Source organism: Streptomyces sp. NBC_01450, from assembly GCF_036227505.1.
Taxonomy (GTDB): Bacteria; Actinomycetota; Actinomycetes; order Streptomycetales; family Streptomycetaceae; genus Streptomyces.
On sequence record NZ_CP109481.1, the window covers coordinates 403,011 to 419,047 of the forward strand.

The 16,037-nt window shown below is 67.7% G+C and carries 15 protein-coding genes and 3 pseudogenes; 9 read left to right on the forward strand and 9 right to left on the reverse strand.

Translation table 11 applies throughout. From position 1 onward, the window contains the following. Positions 1 to 11 precede the first annotated feature (11 nt). On the reverse strand, positions 12 to 1,223 hold the full coding sequence (locus OG568_RS50090) for an IS110 family transposase (RefSeq protein ID WP_329536795.1): 1,212 nt from the start codon (positions 1,221 to 1,223) through the stop codon (positions 12 to 14). A gap of 270 nt (positions 1,224 to 1,493) precedes the next feature. After that, positions 1,494 to 2,408: a LysR family transcriptional regulator gene (locus OG568_RS50095; RefSeq protein WP_329536796.1), complete on the reverse strand. Its 915-nt coding sequence runs from the start codon at positions 2,406 to 2,408 to the stop codon at positions 1,494 to 1,496. 106 nt (positions 2,409 to 2,514) lie between these two features. Here OG568_RS50095 and OG568_RS50100 point away from each other — a divergent pair, with 106 nt between their 5' ends. After that, positions 2,515 to 2,958, forward strand: coding sequence for a nuclear transport factor 2 family protein (locus OG568_RS50100; RefSeq protein WP_329536799.1), 444 nt, complete (start codon positions 2,515 to 2,517; stop codon positions 2,956 to 2,958). Positions 2,959 to 2,972: 14 nt separating this feature from the next. Beyond that, positions 2,973 to 3,566, forward strand: coding sequence for a short chain dehydrogenase (locus OG568_RS50105; protein WP_329536801.1), 594 nt, complete (start codon positions 2,973 to 2,975; stop codon positions 3,564 to 3,566). A gap of 56 nt (positions 3,567 to 3,622) precedes the next feature. On the opposite strand, the pseudogene OG568_RS50110 reads toward OG568_RS50105, so the two are convergent. From OG568_RS50110 to OG568_RS50125, 4 genes and pseudogenes are all read right to left on the reverse strand, one after another. Continuing rightward, a pseudogene (locus OG568_RS50110) lies at positions 3,623 to 3,893 on the reverse strand (transposase); the annotation flags it as partial. Between the two features lie 17 nt (positions 3,894 to 3,910). After that, positions 3,911 to 4,063: pseudogene (locus OG568_RS50115) on the reverse strand (IS110 family transposase); the annotation flags it as partial. 2 nt (positions 4,064 to 4,065) lie between these two features. Continuing rightward, positions 4,066 to 4,383 (reverse strand): annotated as a pseudogene (locus tag OG568_RS61765) (helix-turn-helix domain-containing protein); the annotation flags it as partial. A gap of 535 nt (positions 4,384 to 4,918) precedes the next feature. Continuing rightward, positions 4,919 to 5,590, reverse strand: coding sequence for a TetR/AcrR family transcriptional regulator (locus OG568_RS50125; protein WP_329536804.1), 672 nt, complete (start codon positions 5,588 to 5,590; stop codon positions 4,919 to 4,921). Positions 5,591 to 5,649: 59 nt separating this feature from the next. On the opposite strand from OG568_RS50125, the gene OG568_RS50130 reads away from it, so the two are divergent. After that, on the forward strand, positions 5,650 to 6,624 hold the full coding sequence (locus OG568_RS50130) for a hypothetical protein (protein WP_329536805.1): 975 nt from the start codon (positions 5,650 to 5,652) through the stop codon (positions 6,622 to 6,624). Positions 6,625 to 6,819: 195 nt separating this feature from the next. On the opposite strand, the gene OG568_RS50135 is transcribed toward OG568_RS50130, so the two are convergent. Continuing rightward, positions 6,820 to 7,266 (reverse strand): hypothetical protein, encoded by a 447-nt coding sequence (locus OG568_RS50135; protein ID WP_329536806.1) that lies wholly within the window; start codon positions 7,264 to 7,266, stop codon positions 6,820 to 6,822. Continuing rightward, positions 7,263 to 8,663 carry a DUF2637 domain-containing protein gene (locus OG568_RS50140; RefSeq protein WP_329536807.1) on the reverse strand — a complete coding sequence of 467 codons (1,401 nt, stop codon included), beginning with the start codon at positions 8,661 to 8,663 and terminating at the stop codon, positions 7,263 to 7,265. The genes OG568_RS50135 and OG568_RS50140 overlap by 4 nt, the downstream gene beginning before the upstream one ends. Positions 8,664 to 9,081: 418 nt before the next feature. Here OG568_RS50140 and OG568_RS50145 point away from each other — a divergent pair, with 418 nt between their 5' ends. The 6 genes from OG568_RS50145 (at position 9,082) to OG568_RS50170 (ending at position 14,526) form a co-directional block, all read left to right on the forward strand. Continuing rightward, positions 9,082 to 9,459, forward strand: a complete 378-nt coding sequence (locus OG568_RS50145; RefSeq protein WP_329536808.1) for a hypothetical protein — start codon at positions 9,082 to 9,084, stop codon at positions 9,457 to 9,459. Between the two features lie 227 nt (positions 9,460 to 9,686). Beyond that, a complete protein-coding gene (locus OG568_RS50150) occupies positions 9,687 to 9,941 on the forward strand; it encodes a hypothetical protein (protein WP_329536809.1) in 255 nt (84 codons plus the stop codon). Positions 9,942 to 10,177: 236 nt separating this feature from the next. Next, positions 10,178 to 11,352, forward strand: a protein-coding gene (locus OG568_RS50155) for an IS3 family transposase (protein ID WP_266421100.1) whose coding sequence is annotated in 2 segments (ribosomal slippage) — positions 10,178 to 10,445 and positions 10,445 to 11,352 — 1,176 coding nt in all. Because the reading frame shifts where the segments join, the coding sequence is not laid out codon by codon here. An 828-nt stretch (positions 11,353 to 12,180) separates the two neighbouring features. After that, positions 12,181 to 13,290 carry a hypothetical protein gene (locus OG568_RS50160; RefSeq protein ID WP_329538242.1) on the forward strand — a complete coding sequence of 370 codons (1,110 nt, stop codon included), beginning with the start codon at positions 12,181 to 12,183 and terminating at the stop codon, positions 13,288 to 13,290. Positions 13,291 to 13,457: 167 nt separating this feature from the next. Then, positions 13,458 to 13,634: a hypothetical protein gene (locus OG568_RS50165; RefSeq protein ID WP_329536810.1), complete on the forward strand. Its 177-nt coding sequence runs from the start codon at positions 13,458 to 13,460 to the stop codon at positions 13,632 to 13,634. Between the two features lie 208 nt (positions 13,635 to 13,842). Continuing rightward, positions 13,843 to 14,526: a hypothetical protein gene (locus tag OG568_RS50170; RefSeq protein ID WP_329536811.1), complete on the forward strand. Its 684-nt coding sequence runs from the start codon at positions 13,843 to 13,845 to the stop codon at positions 14,524 to 14,526. On the opposite strand, the gene OG568_RS50175 is transcribed toward OG568_RS50170, so the two are convergent. Continuing rightward, a protein-coding gene (locus OG568_RS50175) for an IS3 family transposase (protein WP_266421100.1) occupies positions 14,487 to 15,661 on the reverse strand; the annotation gives its coding sequence in 2 pieces (ribosomal slippage) (positions 14,487 to 15,394 and positions 15,394 to 15,661; 1,176 coding nt in all). The two genes, OG568_RS50170 and OG568_RS50175, sit on opposite strands and share 40 nt — an antisense overlap. Between the last annotated feature and the right edge of the window lie 376 nt (positions 15,662 to 16,037).

Below are 16,037 nucleotides of genomic sequence, written 5' to 3' on the forward strand. Positions count from 1 at the left end.
TGTAGCCGGCCTCAGCCGAGGCTGGCAGCGCGGGGTGGTGGGCTGCTCTCGAAGAGGCGGCCGTCGCGTAGGAGTGCCCACAGGACGTTGAGGCGGCGGCGTGCAAGGGCGATGACGGCCTGCTTGTGGGTTTTCTTCTCGGCTCGCTTGCGTTCGTAGAAAGCTTTGGAGACGGGGCAGGATCGGGCGGCAACCTGGGCGGACATGTAGAAGACCCGGAGCAGGCGGCGGCAGTAGCGGCGAGGACGGCGCATATTGCCGCTGATCCGCCCCGAGTCCTTCAAGACGGGCGCAAGGCCGGCGACACCAGCGAGGCGGTAGGGGGTACCGAATACGCTTATGTCGCCGCCGGTGTGGGCTATGAACTCGGCACCTAGAACTGCTCCAATGCCGGGCATACTCAGGATGACCTCGGCGTGCGGGTGGTCGCGAAACCGGCCCTCGATCAGGGCGTCGGTTTCGGCGATCTCCTCGTCGAGGGCCACCACCGTCTTCGCCAGCCTGGCCACGACGGCCGCAGCCAGCTTCTCTCCGGGAACGACGGTGTGCTGAGCCTCGGCGGCCTCGATGGCGGTGGCTGCGACGAGCCTATAGTTGCGGACCTTTCGGTTCTTCAACCAGCCGGCCAGTCGGTTCCTGCCGGTCCGACGCAGTTCGGCCGGTGTCTGGTAGCCGGTCAGCAGAACCAACGATGCCTTCGAAGTGCTGTAGTCGAAGGCTCGCTCCAGGGCCGGGAAGTATCCCAGCAGTTGGGCCCGCATCCGATTGATCGTCCTCGTGCGGTCCGCGGCCAGGTCCAGGCGGCGAGACGTGAAAATGCGCAGGTCGACCGCGATGTCGTCGCCGTGGTGCATCGCTTGGATGTCGCGGCGCATGCGGGCCTGGTCCGCGATGATGAAGGCGTCCTTCGCGTCGCTCTTTCCGTCGCCCCGGTAGGAGCCGGAGGCATGGTGGACGGTGCGGCCGGGGATGTAGAGGACTTGCTGCCCGTTGTCCGTCAGTAACGCGATCATCAACGCGGCCCCGCCGGCATTGAGATCGATCGCCCAGGTCACCGGCTGCTCCTCGCTCAGCGAGAGCACATCCGCGATCAGTTCCAGCAACACGGTCTCGTCGTTGGCCACCCGACGCGACAGTCTGCGCTTGCCCTCGGCATCGATCACCACGCAGTGATGTTCGGCCTTGCCCGCATCCGTACCGGCCCACAGTTCAGGCACGGCCACCTCCGGAGTCGTTCCTGTTCGAATCCCAGCAGACGACCTCGCCAGCGTGTCCTTACTAAGCGATCTAGCCGCGCGCGTCCCAATCAGTGGCCGAGTCGTCGCGGGGCACCGGGCGGCCAATCAGTAGAAGCCACTCTTACGGCATGAACTTGACAGCCACACCCAGCGCCCCTGAGCCTCCCGATCCTACGAGTGACCGGAATCAACCCACCAACAACGTAAGGAACTTGAATGCGTGATGTCGGCTTGGTCGCGGTCATCTGTCCATGGTCAGGCCGGTGCCTGCGAGGCAGTGTCGCTGCATACGGCACGGCAGCTAAGGATGAAGGCGTCGACGGCGTCGTCAACCAGTTGGGTGTACGGTCGGGCGACACCGATTTGGCTGGGACTGACGCCCGTCACGGACCGGTAGACGACGGCCGGGCGCTGGTAGAAGCGGGCGGTCGCCTCGGGGGTGAGGCTGATGCCCTGGCCGTGGGCGATCGCGTTGAGCCATTCGTCGGGGTGGTTCGCGACCGCGCCGATACGCACCGGGTGACCCTCGCGCTCATCGGCCGCGAGCCAGTAGTCGCGCCACTCCCCTGACTCGGCGGGGGTCGCCACGAACGGTTCGTCGTACAGATCCCGGAACCGGATCCGGTCCTCCCCTGCGAGGCGATGCCCCGCAGGCAGGGCGACCCAGCGTGGCTCGGTCAGCAGTACCTCGACGTCGAAGTCGCTCTGCGCGGGCACGGGCAGGCGCAGCAGCGCCACGTCGACCTCGCCGGTGGCCAACCCGGCGGTGGGGTCGGTCCATTCGGTCTGCCGCATCTGCACCCGCCAGCCGGGCCGCCGCCGGGCGAAGTCGGCGATGATCAGCTGGGTGCGCTCATTGGCGGCGCTGGCCACGAAGCCGACCCGTAGCGTGCGTGCGGCCCGGGCCGTGGCGCCCCGGGTGACGCGCAGCGCGCGCTCCCAAGCGGTCAGTACGGCGTCGGCATGGGCGGCCAGAGCCTCGCCGGCCTCGGTGGGGGCCATCCCGGCGCGGGAACGGACGAACAGGCCCACTCCCAGCTGGGCTTCCAACTGCCGGATCTGCTTCGTCAGCGCGGGCTGCGAGATGTACAGACGCTCGGCAGCCCGCGTGAGGTTGCCTTCCTCGACCACCGCGGCGAAGTACCTCAACTGACGGGTGTCGATATCCATGCCGCCAGGTTATGGAAGCAGGTATTGGACGACTACAGCGGCCCGGCGAGATCGTTGATCACGCGACCGGGACAGCCCGGTACCGAACCCACCGGGGAGCATCCAGATGACGACGAGTGAAGCCGTGTCCGACCCCAAGGTCGAGGCCATCAACCACTTCTTCTCCGCCTACGCCGCCAACGACGTCAAAGCGATGAGCGTGGTCCTGGCTCCGGACATCGAGTGGACCATCCCGGGCCACCACCCTCTGTCGGGCACCAAGCACGGACTCGACGAAGTGGTCAGCTTCTTCGACCAGCTCGGCAAGGCGGGCTTCCAGGCCGAACCCGTGTTTCTCGGCAGCAACGGCGAGTACGTCGTCGACATCCATCGAGGCTGGACGACTCAGGGCGTGGGCCAGGTCGACACGATGTGGGCACTGGTATGGCACTTCGACGCCAACGGCCAGGTCGATCGAGTGGTCAACCTCAGCGGCGACCAGCACCAGATGGACAACTACGTCTGGGCCAACTTCCCGCTGGCCCCCCTTCCAGCCCGCCTCGCCCGATGACAGAAGGAAACAGCATGAAAATCATTGTGATCGGAGCAACCGGCACCATCGGCCGTGCGGTCGCAGACGCGCTGGAGACCGAGCATGAGGTGATACGGGCTTCACGCGACAGCAGCCCACGGGTCGACCTGGAGATACCGGCCTCCATCGACGCCCTTTTCGACACCGTCGGCAAGGTGGACGCGGTCATCTGCTGCGCGGCCAGCGGTCAGCTGACTCCGCTCACATCCCCTTCCGACGACGAGTTCACTCTCGGTCTGAAAGGCAAGCTGCTGGGACAGGTGAAGCTCCTACGCCGGGCCCTGGACCACGTGCAGGACGGCGGGTCCATCACGCTCACCAGCGGCTTCTTTCAAGAGCCCACGCCAGGCAGCTCGTTCGGCGCTCTGGTCAATGCCGGACTGGAGGCGTTCGTCCGGGCGGCAGCCATCGAAATGCCCCGCGGGGTAAGGGTGAACGTCGTCAGCCCAGGGTGGGTGAAGGAGACGCTCGAAAAGCTCGGTATGGACAACGGTGGAGGCACGCCGTTGAGCGACGTCGCCCATACTTACATCGAAGTTGTCACAGGAGAGATGCAGGGACAGACCTTGACCCCTCTCCTCCGCTGACAGCCGGAGCGTCGGCAAACGAGCGGGACGCCGCTACTGAACCGGCTTGGTTGGCGTCAGCCGTCCATGGTCAGGGCCGGTGCCCGCAAGGCAGCCGTCGAAGAGGTGCGGACAGTACTGGGTCTCCTTGAGGCTGCGCCTCACTGCGGTGGCGAGATGGTCGAGGTTCGCGGCGGCGAGATTGCCGATGGTCCGTTTCACCAGTGACCAGATGCCCTCCTGCGGGTTGAGATCGGGTGCGTAGACGGGAAAGTGGAAGACGGTCAGCCACTCCTCGTTCGCGGCGATGAACTCCTTCATCTGCGGCATGAGGTGAGTGCACAGGTTGATGCCCCTATGTGCTGTCAACCGGTGCCAGGTGCCGGTTGTGGCAGTGAGACGCCTCGAACGTATTGGTAGATCTCTCGTGCCACGTAGCGCTTGAGACACCGGATGATCTCGCGTTTGGTCTTGCCCTCAGCGCTGCGTCGTTCGAGGTAGCGCTGGGTTCGTTCCTCATCTTCGCCCGCGCCAGGGTCCACCGCTGGTCATTCCAGCCATGGGCGAGCGGAACACGCTTCAACTCCCCTTCCAGTCTGGCGATCTGCACACCCGACAGCCTCAGACGCCCGGGTGAACCCTTCGACCGGACACCCCCCTTGCCCTGCTCCTGCCACTGCCGACGCCAGCGTTCCACCGACCGCTCACTCACTCTCAGCGCGGCCGCGACATCCCTGCTCCTCGCACCACACTCGAAGCGACCGACTGCCTCCAGCCGCACCCGCTCCCTCGCAGCCCTCTTGGCGTCGGTCAAACCACCACCCTGCGCGTATCTCACGACCCACAACTACCGAACCGCCGAAGACACTGTTAGGCGAACAGCTCGACATCACCCAATCAAGTTGAGTAGTCGGGCCCGTCAGCGCGTCAAAATCCGGTACTCGTCCACGGGGTACGACTCCCGTTGATCCTCCTGCGCCTGGCCCGCGCACCAAGGCGGGAGGGGGGTCGGGCCGATAGCGCCGCCCACTTCAACCACAAGCGCGCGAATCGCCCGTTCTGCTACAGTCCGCGCCCCGCGCGTCTTTGAGCGGAGCGCGGGCCGGGAGAGGCACCGGCTGTCATGCCGTTACAGCGTCCCGACGGCAGGGGTCGCGCATCCCCGGCCGCGCCGGTGCCACCTCACCCGACTTCCGGGCCCCCGCAACCCCGAGCGCGGGGGCCCGGATGCAGGTCCGCAGAGTTCCCGGCGGCCTGAGGCGACGGACCTGACGAGACTCGTCCCGGGTGTCCATGCGGGAATCGGGGATGAGATCCCGTGGCGGCGGGGTGCCGTGCAGGCCTGTCATTCCGCCGTCAGGAGCCTCGGGCTCTCACTGCGGGAACTGCGGCTCCTGGGACGCCCGTCCTCCACCTGCGTGAAATCCGGAGCAGAGCAGGTTGAATGCCTGGAGGGCCGCCGAGGCGACGGCATCGCGGGCGGGCACGGGCGGTTTGCCGGACATGATGCGTCGTCGGAGCTCGCGCAGAGCGGCGCGGTGCGCTCCGGCGATGGCTCCCGCGACGAGTACGGGCAACGCGTAGCCGGCATCGCCGGCTGTGTCTGCGGCGTTCGGCGGATGTTCGGTCAGAGCGGTCGCCAGAGCGGCCTCGATGCGTTCGCCGATCTCGCGTTCGCGGGCGCGCAGGGCCGGGCTGTCCTCGATGACCTGCCAGAACGCGGGCGCTCCGGGCTGGAGTCCGAGCATGGGGTGGTCCTGCCGCAGGGCGGAGAGCAGGTCGTCGCGGACGGCCTCGATGGGGCAGGTTCCCGGGGTTCGGTCGCGTACCAGGGCGGCGAGGTGGTTCTCGACCTCGGCCTGGCGGTCAAAGATCAGGTCTTCCTTGGCGGGGAAGTAGTTGAACACAGTGTTGGTGGATACGCCCGCGTGCCGCGCCACTTCGGCGACCGTGACCTGGTCGAAGCCGTGCTCCAGGAACAGCGGCAGGGCCGCGTCGGCGATCGCCGTGCGGGTCTGCTGTTTCTTGATTTCTCGAAGGCCCATGCCCCAGATGGTAGTGTCACCACAAATTTGGTGTGACATCAAAATTTTTGGGGGAGCTCATGACCATGGCCTTCGGCATCTATCCCGGCGGCATCCTGGGTGACGACCAGGGCATCATCCATCCGGTCCGACCGGACGAGCCGGACCGCATCAACGAGGCCCTCGACGAACTCCAGGGCGACGCGGACACGCTGGCGGTGCGCGCCTACCGCTCGTTCACCGCCACCGTGACACCGCCGCCGCCAACGCCCGCCGATCCGCGTGCCTGCCTCCAGCGCGGACGCACCCTGGACCTCGTGCTGCAGTTCCGCGAGCCTTCCGGCGATCTGGACGGCTGGCCGGAGTTCGTCCGCGAGGCCGTCCGGACCGGCGGACCCGAGCTGGCATCCGTCCAGATCTGCGAGGAGCCCAACCTCAGCCTCCCCTCCGTCGACGGCAGCACCCCCAACGTCCTGAACGCGCTCGCCCAAGGTGTCATCGCCGCCAAAGAGGAGGCACGCTCCCTCGGCCACCATGTCGCAGTCGGCTTCAACGCCGTACCGACCTTCGACCCGTCCGACACCTTCTGGTCCGACCTCGGCACCCTGGCCGACACACGCTTCCGGCAGAGCCTGGACTACGTCGGCCTGGACTTCTTCCCGGACGTGTTCCGGCCCGTCGCCGCCGACCAGTTGGCAGGCGCGGTCACCGCGGTCCTCACAGCGTTCCGCCGCGCCAGCCTGCCGCAGGCCGGCATCCCGGACACCATCCCGATCCGCGTGTGCGAGAACGGCTGGCCCACCGGCCCCGGCCGCGCCGAGCAGCGACAGGCCGCCACTCTCGACACCGTCATCCGGACCGTCGCCGGCCTCGCCTCCGACCTGAACATCGACGGCTACTCGCTCTTCGCCCTGCGGGACGCCGACAGCAACGCCGAAGGGCTCTTCCACCACTTCGGCCTGCTGCGCGACGACTACACCCCCAAGCCGGCCTTCGCGACCTACCGGCAGCTGATCAAGGAACTGGGCAGCCCGCCGGCCACCTCGGCTCGGTGACGCTGCGGCCACCAGGAGACGCGGTTCTGCCAATTCTCAGGTGAACAAAGCCACGCTGACGAACGACCTACTCCGCGGACTGCTGTCCACGACCAGCGCGAGTGCCCCGACAGACCGGTACACCAGCTCTTTGACCTGCAACTTCAAGTTGGCGGATGCTCGCTGATCGCGGTTGGCCGCGCACGGCGCATCCGTTCAGCGTGATTGCGCAGCGGCGTCGGGGCGGTGGCGGATGACGGCGTGCCAGCGGCGCTCGAAGTCTGCGGTGTGCTCTGCGATGGTCGCCGCCGTGACGGGCTCGTTGTACTGGAGGGTGATTCCCCGCGCTGCGCAGGCCTCGGCGACGGCTTTCAACGAGGGCTGTTCACTGCGCGCCCGGTGCTCGGCCCAGACACTGTAGATCCGGAAGGGGAGAAGGTAGCGGCGTAGCGTGCTCGCAGCGGCGGCCCGTCCGTTGCGGCCGGCCACGCCCTTCTCGCCCAAATACTTCGACAGGTCATCACCGTTGGGCTCGGCACCGCGCTGCTGCTGGTACTCCGCCCATGCGAGGTAGTAGCGATCGACGGTGGTGAGGCCGCTTTTCTCGGCCGGAGTCTGGGGCGGTATCTGCTCGTCCGCGTGCTCGTCGATGGCGGCATTCACCTTCGGGCCGCGCTTCTCCTCTGCAGCGTGCGCCCCGCGCCAACGAGCTCGGCCTGAGCATCGGAATCGCTCGGAGACGGCACGGGAGGCAACTGCTCGCCAAAGCCAGCAGCTGCTTCTTTGACGGCAGCGTCACCGAACTCCCGCTCCTGGAAGGCGGCGACGAAGTCCTCCAGGTCCTCGCCCATGAGGGGCCGGCCGGTAGCGCCGGTGATGCCGTCCCGCTGGAAGACATACGCGGCGAGAGCGGCGGCACCGGGGTACTGATCATGCTCTCCCGCGTAGGCGAGCCAGGCGCTGTAGAAGAACTCTTCCCACGACGGCTCTTCTTCCGGAACACCTTCCGTATCGTCCGGGGCGAGCACGGGATCGGCCGGTGGTGCGTGGCGCTGCCGGAGGACTCGGAGCAGCGGCTGTAGTTGTTCGTCAGAGAGCGGCCTGCCGGCCGCGGTGGTCATGGCGTACTCGTCCCGGAGGAAGGCAGCGAACTGGGAAGCCGTGGGCTCTGCCCGGGCCTGAGCGATCCACCTCTGGTAGGCCTCGGCGAAGTGCCCCGCTCCTTCCTCAACGGCCTCATTCTGAGGCTGGAACTGTCCTTCGGGGGCCGCGGGAAACTCCAGCTCCCGGTGCTCGGGGGCCGCGGGGGCCGCCGGGACCGGGGCGGGCGCCGTCACCTGTACCGGCGCCGGGGGCAGCACGGCCGGCTCGATGCCCGCCGCCGCCAGGCCGGAGGGGGCGGTCTCGGCGAGCGGGACGCCGTAGCGGGCCAGGCGCAGCGGCATCAACGACTCCACCGGGGCCTTGCGGCGCCAGGCGCGGCCGAAGCGGGAGCGCAGGCGGGCCTGGTAGACGAGACGTTCCTGCTCCAGCTTGATGACCTGCTCGTAGGAGCGCAGCTCCCACAGCTTCATACGGCGCCACAGGAGGAAGGTGGGGAGCGGGGAGAGCATCCAGCGGGTGAGGCGGACGCCCTCCATGTGCTTGTCGGCGGTGATGTCCGCGATCCGGCCGATCGCGTGCCGGGCCGCCTCGACCAAGACCACGAACAGGATCGGGATGACGGCGTGCATGCCGACGCCCAGCAGGTCCGGCCAGGCCGCCGCGCCGTTGAACGCGATCGTCGCGACCGTCAGCAGCCACGCCGTCTGGCGCAGCAGCGGGAAGGGGATGCGGATCCACGTCAGCAGCAGGTCGAGGGCGAGCAGCACACAGATGCCCGCGTCGATACCGATCGGGAAGACGTACGCGAAGTTCCCGAAGCCCTTCTTGAGAGCCAGCTCGCGCACGGCCGCGTAGGAACCGGCGAAGCCGATCCCCGCGATGACGAGCGCACCACCAACAACCACCCCAACCAAGAACTTCTGCACGCGCGTTAACCGATGATGCTCCCCCACCATCCCTCGCCTCCAAGACTCCGCCCTGCCGCCGAGCCCGTTCCCAGCCGCACACCACGCAAGTCGGCACCATCCCCCACAACAGCTCCTCTAAACCCAAACCTCCCGGCGGAACACAGCACTCACGCAAACCAACTCTTGCATCAACTCTTACCTCGCCCCCAGACACGTCGGCGCACCCATGCTCCCCGGACCGTTGCAACACAGATCCGCAGCCGGCTGGAAACGCTCACCGGCCGAACACCTGCAGCTCAAGGCCGTTCGGGCCCCTGTCCCGCAGCGGGGGGACGAGGTCGGTCTCGGCGCTCACGCTTCGAACAGCCTCGAAGAGTATGGCCGGTTGATCCCGTCACGTCATAGCTTGCACGGATCCAGCCTCACCGCCACGGGACGACCACCCGTGCAAAGAACGGGGAACCACGTGAAGCACCAGACCATGCGCCGAGGGCTCGTCGGACTGCTCGCTGCAGCCGGACTCCTCGCCGGCGCCGCCGGCGTCAGCACGGCCCAGTCACCGGCCACAACGATCACGGCAGCGTCCACGGGCGGAAAGGCCACCCCCGTCCATACGCTGTCGCAGGCGGGCCACTACCTCGTGAATGGCGCCCGGATCCGCACGAACCCGAGCACCGGGTCCACCACGGTCGGTTACGGCTACACATCGCACAACGCGACGGTCTACTGCCGGCGGGTCGTGGGCGGGGTGGAGTGGTTCTACCACACCGACACGACGACCAACGTGACCGGCTGGTCCCGGTACGACGTGCTCGTGCCGTTCTACGCGGTCGGCGACTGCTGAACCGCGCCCAGGCAGAGGGGCGAAAACCCTCTCAAGGTCCTGGGCGTACCAGGCCCGGGGTCCAGCTGAGAGACATCCGATTTGCGAGTGAAACGGGGAAAACCATGTATGAACGCACACGCCGTCGTCTGGTCTACGGAGTCATGGCCCTCGGGCTGACGGCTGGCATCGTCACTGCAGCGTCATCCGCTGGTGCGGCAGAGCCCTCTGCTGCACCACGTGCGGGAGTGCACGTTGCGGCCGTCGGCGGTGACTACCTCGGGACAGGGGTACGCATCCGAGCCGCGGCGAACGGCAGCTCGGCCGTAAAGGGGCTGGGGTACGCCGGGCAGGGAGCCACGGTCTACTGCTGGCAGGACGGCCCCTCAACGAACCCAAACGAGACCGTCAGCTGGTTCTATCACCGCAACAACGCCACCGGCGTCACCGGTTGGTCGAGTTGGGTGTTCTTCCGGCCCAGCGGCGACGTACCGCACTGCTGAGCAGACGGCGTCACGGCACCGTGCATGTCCAGGATGCCGTGGCGCCGCTCGAGGTCACCAGGGCCTTGAGCTGTACGGATATGCCGTCGCTGTGGCGTGCGTCGAGGCCTCGGGCCAGACGGTCTACGCAAGTCAGGTCCAGCGGATTTAGAACTCGCGCAGATAGGGGGCGTTACCCCTTGACCGTGGACACCCTGATCATTGGATCGTGAAGATCCGAAGGACAGGAGTTCCCGTTGGGGACGTCGAAGTACTCGCCTGAGTTCCGGGCCGATGCCGTCGCGTTGTACCGCTCCAGCCCGGGCCGGACGTACGCGTCGGTGGCCAAGGATCTTGGGGTGAACCACGAGACGCTCCGCACCTGGGTGCGGGATGCCGAGCAGGCCGCCGTGCCCGGCGCGGTGGAGGCCAGCGAGTTGGAGAAGGAGAACAAGCGGCTGCGGGCCCAGGTGAAGGAGCTCGAGCTGGAACGCGAGATCCTGCGGAGGGCCGCGAAGTATTTTGCGGGCGAGACCAGCTGGTGAGCCGTTTCCAGTTCGTTGCCGACCACCATGACGCCTTCGGCGTGAAGCGGCTGTGCCGGATCCTGGGGCTCTCCCGTTCCGGGTTTTACCGGCACCTGGCCGGCTTGGATGCGCGGGCCGGGCGGGCGCGTGCGGACGCCGAACTTGCCGGGCGGATCACGTCGATCCACACCGAGTCCGACGGCACCTACGGGGCTCCGCGCGTCACCGCCGAGCTCCAGGGCGCCGGGCTGCGGATCAATCACAAGCGGGTGGAACGCGTCATGCGGAAGTTCGGCATCGTCGGGCTGCACCTGCGCAAGAAGGTCCGCACCACGGTCCCCGCAGCCGACGCCATCCCGGTGCCGGACCTGATCCAGCGGGACTTCACCGCCTCTGGGCCGAACAAGAAGTACGTCGGCGACATAACCTACCTCCCGGTCGGCGACGGCCAATTTCTTTATCTGGCAACGGTGTTGGACCTGCACTCCAAGCGTCTGGTGGGCTGGTCGATCGCCGACCACATGCGGACCGAACTGGTCACCGACGCCCTCAAGGCCGCCGCCGGCGCGCGGGGAGGGAACCTGCGCGGAGCGATCTTCCACAGCGACAACGGAGCCCAGTACGCCTCCAAGGAGTTCGCCCAGGTCTGCAAGGACCTCGGCGTGATCCGATCACGCGGGGCCGTCGGCACCAGCGCGGACAACGCCGCCGCGGAGTCGTTCAACGCCAGCATGAAAAGGGAGACTCTCAAGGGCGCGAAACGCTGGCCCGGAGCTCGCGCCGCCCGCCTTGCGGTCTTCCGCTGGGTCACCCGCTACAACACCTGGCGACGGCACTCAGCCCTCGGTCAGCAGAGCCCGATCAACTACGAACAGCGATCAACTACGCTGACCACCGCCGCATAACAACCGGTGTCCACGATCAAGGGTGAAGGCCCCTACCTCCTGCAGTTCTGGCCTGCCCCACCCCGCCCGGACGAGGTGATCCGCCACACCTCGCGGATGGCCGGGGACCTGCACTGGAACGTGCGCCGGACGGCGCGTACGCCCGAGCAGCTCGCCGAGGCCGAACGCCTGACTCGCCAGGTGTTCCAACGGGCCGCCGAGGAGCGGGCCGAACAAGCCGCCGAGGGGCGCCGCCTGCACCACGAGGAGTGGGAGTGGGGCGGGCGGCTGCCGAGCGAGAGGCTGCGCGGTGCCCGCGAGAGCAACGTCCTCGGTCTGCTCCGCTTCGACAGCGACCTGGTGCACGCCCTCGATGTCGTGGGTCCCGAGGTCCAACGTGCAGTGGCATTGCTGGCCGCGCGGCGGGCCTGCGAGGCTGCGGGCCTGACCGATGTGCCGTGGGTCGCCCAGGCGCTCTCGGAGTCGGCAGAGGGACGCCCTCTGCCGCCGCCGTTCGACGACCCGGCCCGGATGTGGGAGGCCCTGCGCTCCGACCCTCGTGTACCGGACAGGACGGTGCTCGAAGCGATACCTCCGGAGTGGCCGCCGTACGTCCCGCCGCCGTTCGCGGACACAGGGCGCAAGGTCGTCGTGGTGCCCCTTGCCGTTACGCCGCGCACCCCGGGACGGATCTCACAGCCGCACTTCGCTCTTCCCGCCGTGCTCGCCGCCGCCAAGCCCGCCCCGCTCATAGCAGCACTGGACGCGGTGTGGCATGCGCTGAACACGTACGGCGAGCACTACCCCGAGCTGCTGGACGAGATCCGGTCGGTGTGCGCCGAGCGGGCAATGAGCATTGCCGCCGCACTCCGTATCCGTACCACCCCGCCGCGGCTGGTCGACGTCACCGCGGTCGCCCCGCAACTGGCCCCGCTGGCACGCACGGCGACCCGGCTGCATCCCCGCCCCGGGTCGCCCACGCCGTACGACAGCTCCGTCGGCGGGCCGCTGCTGTGGCCCGCCGACGAGCCGTGGCCGCACTGCGAGGGACCGCACGAGTGGGACGGGTGGAACGAGATCCTCTCGCCCGAGGACGTGCGGCAGCGGCGACGCATCCGGGCAGCGGTGGCGAACCGGCCGGGCGGCGATCCCCCGGGGACCCGGTACACGCCCGAGGAGCTGGCGATCGAGGAGCCGATCAAGGCCGGCCGCCCGTGGCCCGAGGGCCCGATCGCCATGCTGCCCGTGGCCCAGTTGTACGTACGCGACGTCCCCTTGCTGCGCCCGCCCAAGCAGGCCGAGGCAGATCTGCTCCAAGTGCTGTGGTGCCCCTTCGACCACCCCGCGCAGCCCGAGACCGCGCTGTTCTGGCGGTCCGCCGCCACAGTCACCGACATCCTCGACACACCCCCCGAGCCGCCCGCGATCCAGTTCCCCGGCTACCTGCCGGAGCCGTGCCTGCTCGCGCCGGAGCAGATCACCGAATACCCCAACATCATGGAACTGGGCAAGGAGCTCCAGCGGCAGCTGGAGGACTGGCGCAGGTGGCAGGCGGCCGGCGCCGCTCTGGACAGCTTTGACAACACGCCGTACCCGCTGGACAGCTCTGACACGCCCTACTCGAAGGATTTCTACAACGAGCTCTACACGGGCAGGATGTCCGTCGCTCCCGGCTGGAAGGTCGGTGGATGGACCCGTTGGGGCCTCACCGATCCCCTACCCCGGCTCTGCCCCTCATGCGGCACCGAGATGGATCCGCTGCTGACCATCGCCTCGGGCGAATGGAACTCCAACTATCCCGACTGGATTCCCGACGAGGACCGAGCCCGCTCTCTGTCATCCACCACCCATCCCGAACCGCACAACCCGACCATGCTCGACCTCGCCCGAGGCTACGATCTGCAGCTGCACGTCTGCCCGGTATCCCCGGACCATCCGCACATCGAGCTGATCCAGTGAGCCGTTCCCCAGTCAGCGGCTGCGCCGCCGTCTGCCGGACTTCGGCGGCGGCCGCCGGCTCCAGTTCCAGCAGGTGATGCTCCGGCGTCGGCGATCTCCAGCCGACCCGCCAGGTACTCCGTGACCTCCACCGGTACCTCGCACGGGTCCAGTAGGAACCGCGCGAGGTGAATGCCCGTCAGTTCAGGCGTCCGCCGCTGGCCGCGGAGGTCGACGAACGCGGACGCACCGCGGTCGTGATCGACGAGTCGCACCTGCTGGACCACCAGGAGTTGATGAGGACGATGACCACCAGGCCGCCCACCATGAACACGCTCGGGTTGCGACCCCTTCAGGGGCGATGAGGACGAGCTGCGGAGATGTCCGGCATCTGGCGCCCCGTGCACTGTTGCGACCCCTCCGGGAGTGATGAGGACCTACTGTAAAGCCGGTGTCGCAGGTTCGAATCCCGCCGGGCACCAGTCGAAAGGCCTCGGGACCGATCATGGTCCGGGGCCTTGGTGAGCTTCCCGAGTTCCGGGCGCACCTGGCTCTCGCCGTAAGGTCCGTCCCATGACGACGTGTGCTTGGTTCGAGATCGATGATCCGGACGACGACTTCGAGTTCGACGAGACTGAGAGAGCCTTCGTATCTGCGCTGAGCGGGCGGTGCATGGCTTGGGCGCCGGCTGATGTTGTCGGGGAGGTCGGCCGCCCGGACGACTGGGAAGCGCTCCTCGCCCATGTCAGCCTGTCCGACCGTACGGAGCCCCGCCGACACCTGATCGATCTGGGCGTGCACCTGGTCGATGACCACGTCCGGGGTGATCGTCTACACAATCAGCTGTATCTACTCCCAGATCGTCCCAGTCTCTGGGCACTTGATGCCACGGGCTCCACGGAACGGCTCGCCGAGCTTGCCGCCGAGTGGTTCCGTGCGGTCCTGGACAAGCCGATCGTGTTGTACGTCTGGCTCCACGACGGCTACGCCTACGCTGCCCGCTACGCGTTCGCCGACAGCGGCGAGACGATCTGCCAAAGCTACGCGGAGAGCATGGCCCCACACGGCCAAGCCGCGGAGCTGAAAGCCGCCGGCCACGTGCACGGCAAGGGCTGGATCCAGACCATCGGCCTGCCGACACCCTCCCTCTATCTGCACATCCGGGGCGACCTCGAGAGGGGCAGCGGGCCTTCACCCTTGATCGTGGACACCGGTTGTTATGCGGCGGTGGTCAGCGTAGTTGATCGCTGTTCGTAGTTGATCGGGCTCTGCTGACCGAGGGCTGAGTGCCGTCGCCAGGTGTTGTAGCGGGTGACCCAGCGGAAGACCGCAAGGCGGGCGGCGCGAGCTCCGGGCCAGCGTTTCGCGCCCTTGAGAGTCTCCCTTTTCATGCTGGCGTTGAACGACTCCGCGGCGGCGTTGTCCGCGCTGGTGCCGACGGCCCCGCGTGATCGGATCACGCCGAGGTCCTTGCAGACCTGGGCGAACTCCTTGGAGGCGTACTGGGCTCCGTTGTCGCTGTGGAAGATCGCTCCGCGCAGGTTCCCTCCCCGCGCGCCGGCGGCGGCCTTGAGGGCGTCGGTGACCAGTTCGGTCCGCATGTGGTCGGCGATCGACCAGCCCACCAGACGCTTGGAGTGCAGGTCCAACACCGTTGCCAGATAAAGAAATTGGCCGTCGCCGACCGGGAGGTAGGTTATGTCGCCGACGTACTTCTTGTTCGGCCCAGAGGCGGTGAAGTCCCGCTGGATCAGGTCCGGCACCGGGATGGCGTCGGCTGCGGGGACCGTGGTGCGGACCTTCTTGCGCAGGTGCAGCCCGACGATGCCGAACTTCCGCATGACGCGTTCCACCCGCTTGTGATTGATCCGCAGCCCGGCGCCCTGGAGCTCGGCGGTGACGCGCGGAGCCCCGTAGGTGCCGTCGGACTCGGTGTGGATCGACGTGATCCGCCCGGCAAGCTCGGCGTCCGCACGCGCCCGCCCGGCCCGCGCATCCAAGCCGGCCAGGTGCCGGTAAAACCCGGAACGGGAGAGCCCCAGGATCCGGCACAGCCGCTTCACGCCGAAGGCGTCATGGTGGTCGGCAACGAACTGGAAACGGCTCACCAGCTGGTCTCGCCCGCAAAATACTTCGCGGCCCTCCGCAGGATCTCGCGTTCCAGCTCGAGCTCCTTCACCTGGGCCCGCAGCCGCTTGTTCTCCTTCTCCAACTCGCTGGCCTCCACCGCGCCGGGCACGGCGGCCTGCTCGGCATCCCGCACCCAGGTGCGGAGCGTCTCGTGGTTCACCCCAAGATCCTTGGCCACCGACGCGTACGTCCGGCCCGGGCTGGAGCGGTACAACGCGACGGCATCGGCCCGGAACTCAGGCGAGTACTTCGACGTCCCCAACGGGAACTCCTGTCCTTCGGATCTTCACGATCCAATGATCAGGGTGTCCACGGTCAAGGGGTAACGCCCAGCACCGTGCCCGGCGTTCCGGCAACGACCAAGCGTGGACCGCTTCCCGGGCTTTGGTACGAATGATCGCCTGCCTCCCGTTGGCCCACGCCCCACGCCCTACGCCGCACCACAACCGCACCAGATCGAGCGGGGAACAGCGGGGAATCACGATGCAAGCAGCCACGCCCGACGGAGCCGCTCCCTCACCGTTCGCCCAGGGCAGCGCCCCAACCGACCGCAGGGAGTCGCAGCTTCCCAAGCTGAGAGTGCGAGTTCGATTCTCGTCACCCGCTCCAGGAGAAACCCCCAGGTCGATGACTCGGGG

Coding starts and splice junctions, on each gene's coding strand:
- OG568_RS50095 (WP_329536796.1), bottom strand. CDS start 2,408: ATGGATATCGACACCCGTCAGTTGAGGTACTTCGCCGCGGTGGTCGAG.
- OG568_RS50100 (WP_329536799.1), top strand. CDS start 2,515: ATGACGACGAGTGAAGCCGTGTCCGACCCCAAGGTCGAGGCCATCAAC.
- OG568_RS50105 (WP_329536801.1), top strand. CDS start 2,973: ATGAAAATCATTGTGATCGGAGCAACCGGCACCATCGGCCGTGCGGTC.
- OG568_RS50125 (WP_329536804.1), bottom strand. CDS start 5,590: ATGGGCCTTCGAGAAATCAAGAAACAGCAGACCCGCACGGCGATCGCC.
- OG568_RS50130 (WP_329536805.1), top strand. CDS start 5,650: ATGACCATGGCCTTCGGCATCTATCCCGGCGGCATCCTGGGTGACGAC.
- OG568_RS50140 (WP_329536807.1), bottom strand. CDS start 8,663: ATGGTGGGGGAGCATCATCGGTTAACGCGCGTGCAGAAGTTCTTGGTT.
- OG568_RS50160 (WP_329538242.1), top strand. CDS start 12,181: ATGAGCATTGCCGCCGCACTCCGTATCCGTACCACCCCGCCGCGGCTG.
- OG568_RS50170 (WP_329536811.1), top strand. CDS start 13,843: ATGACGACGTGTGCTTGGTTCGAGATCGATGATCCGGACGACGACTTC.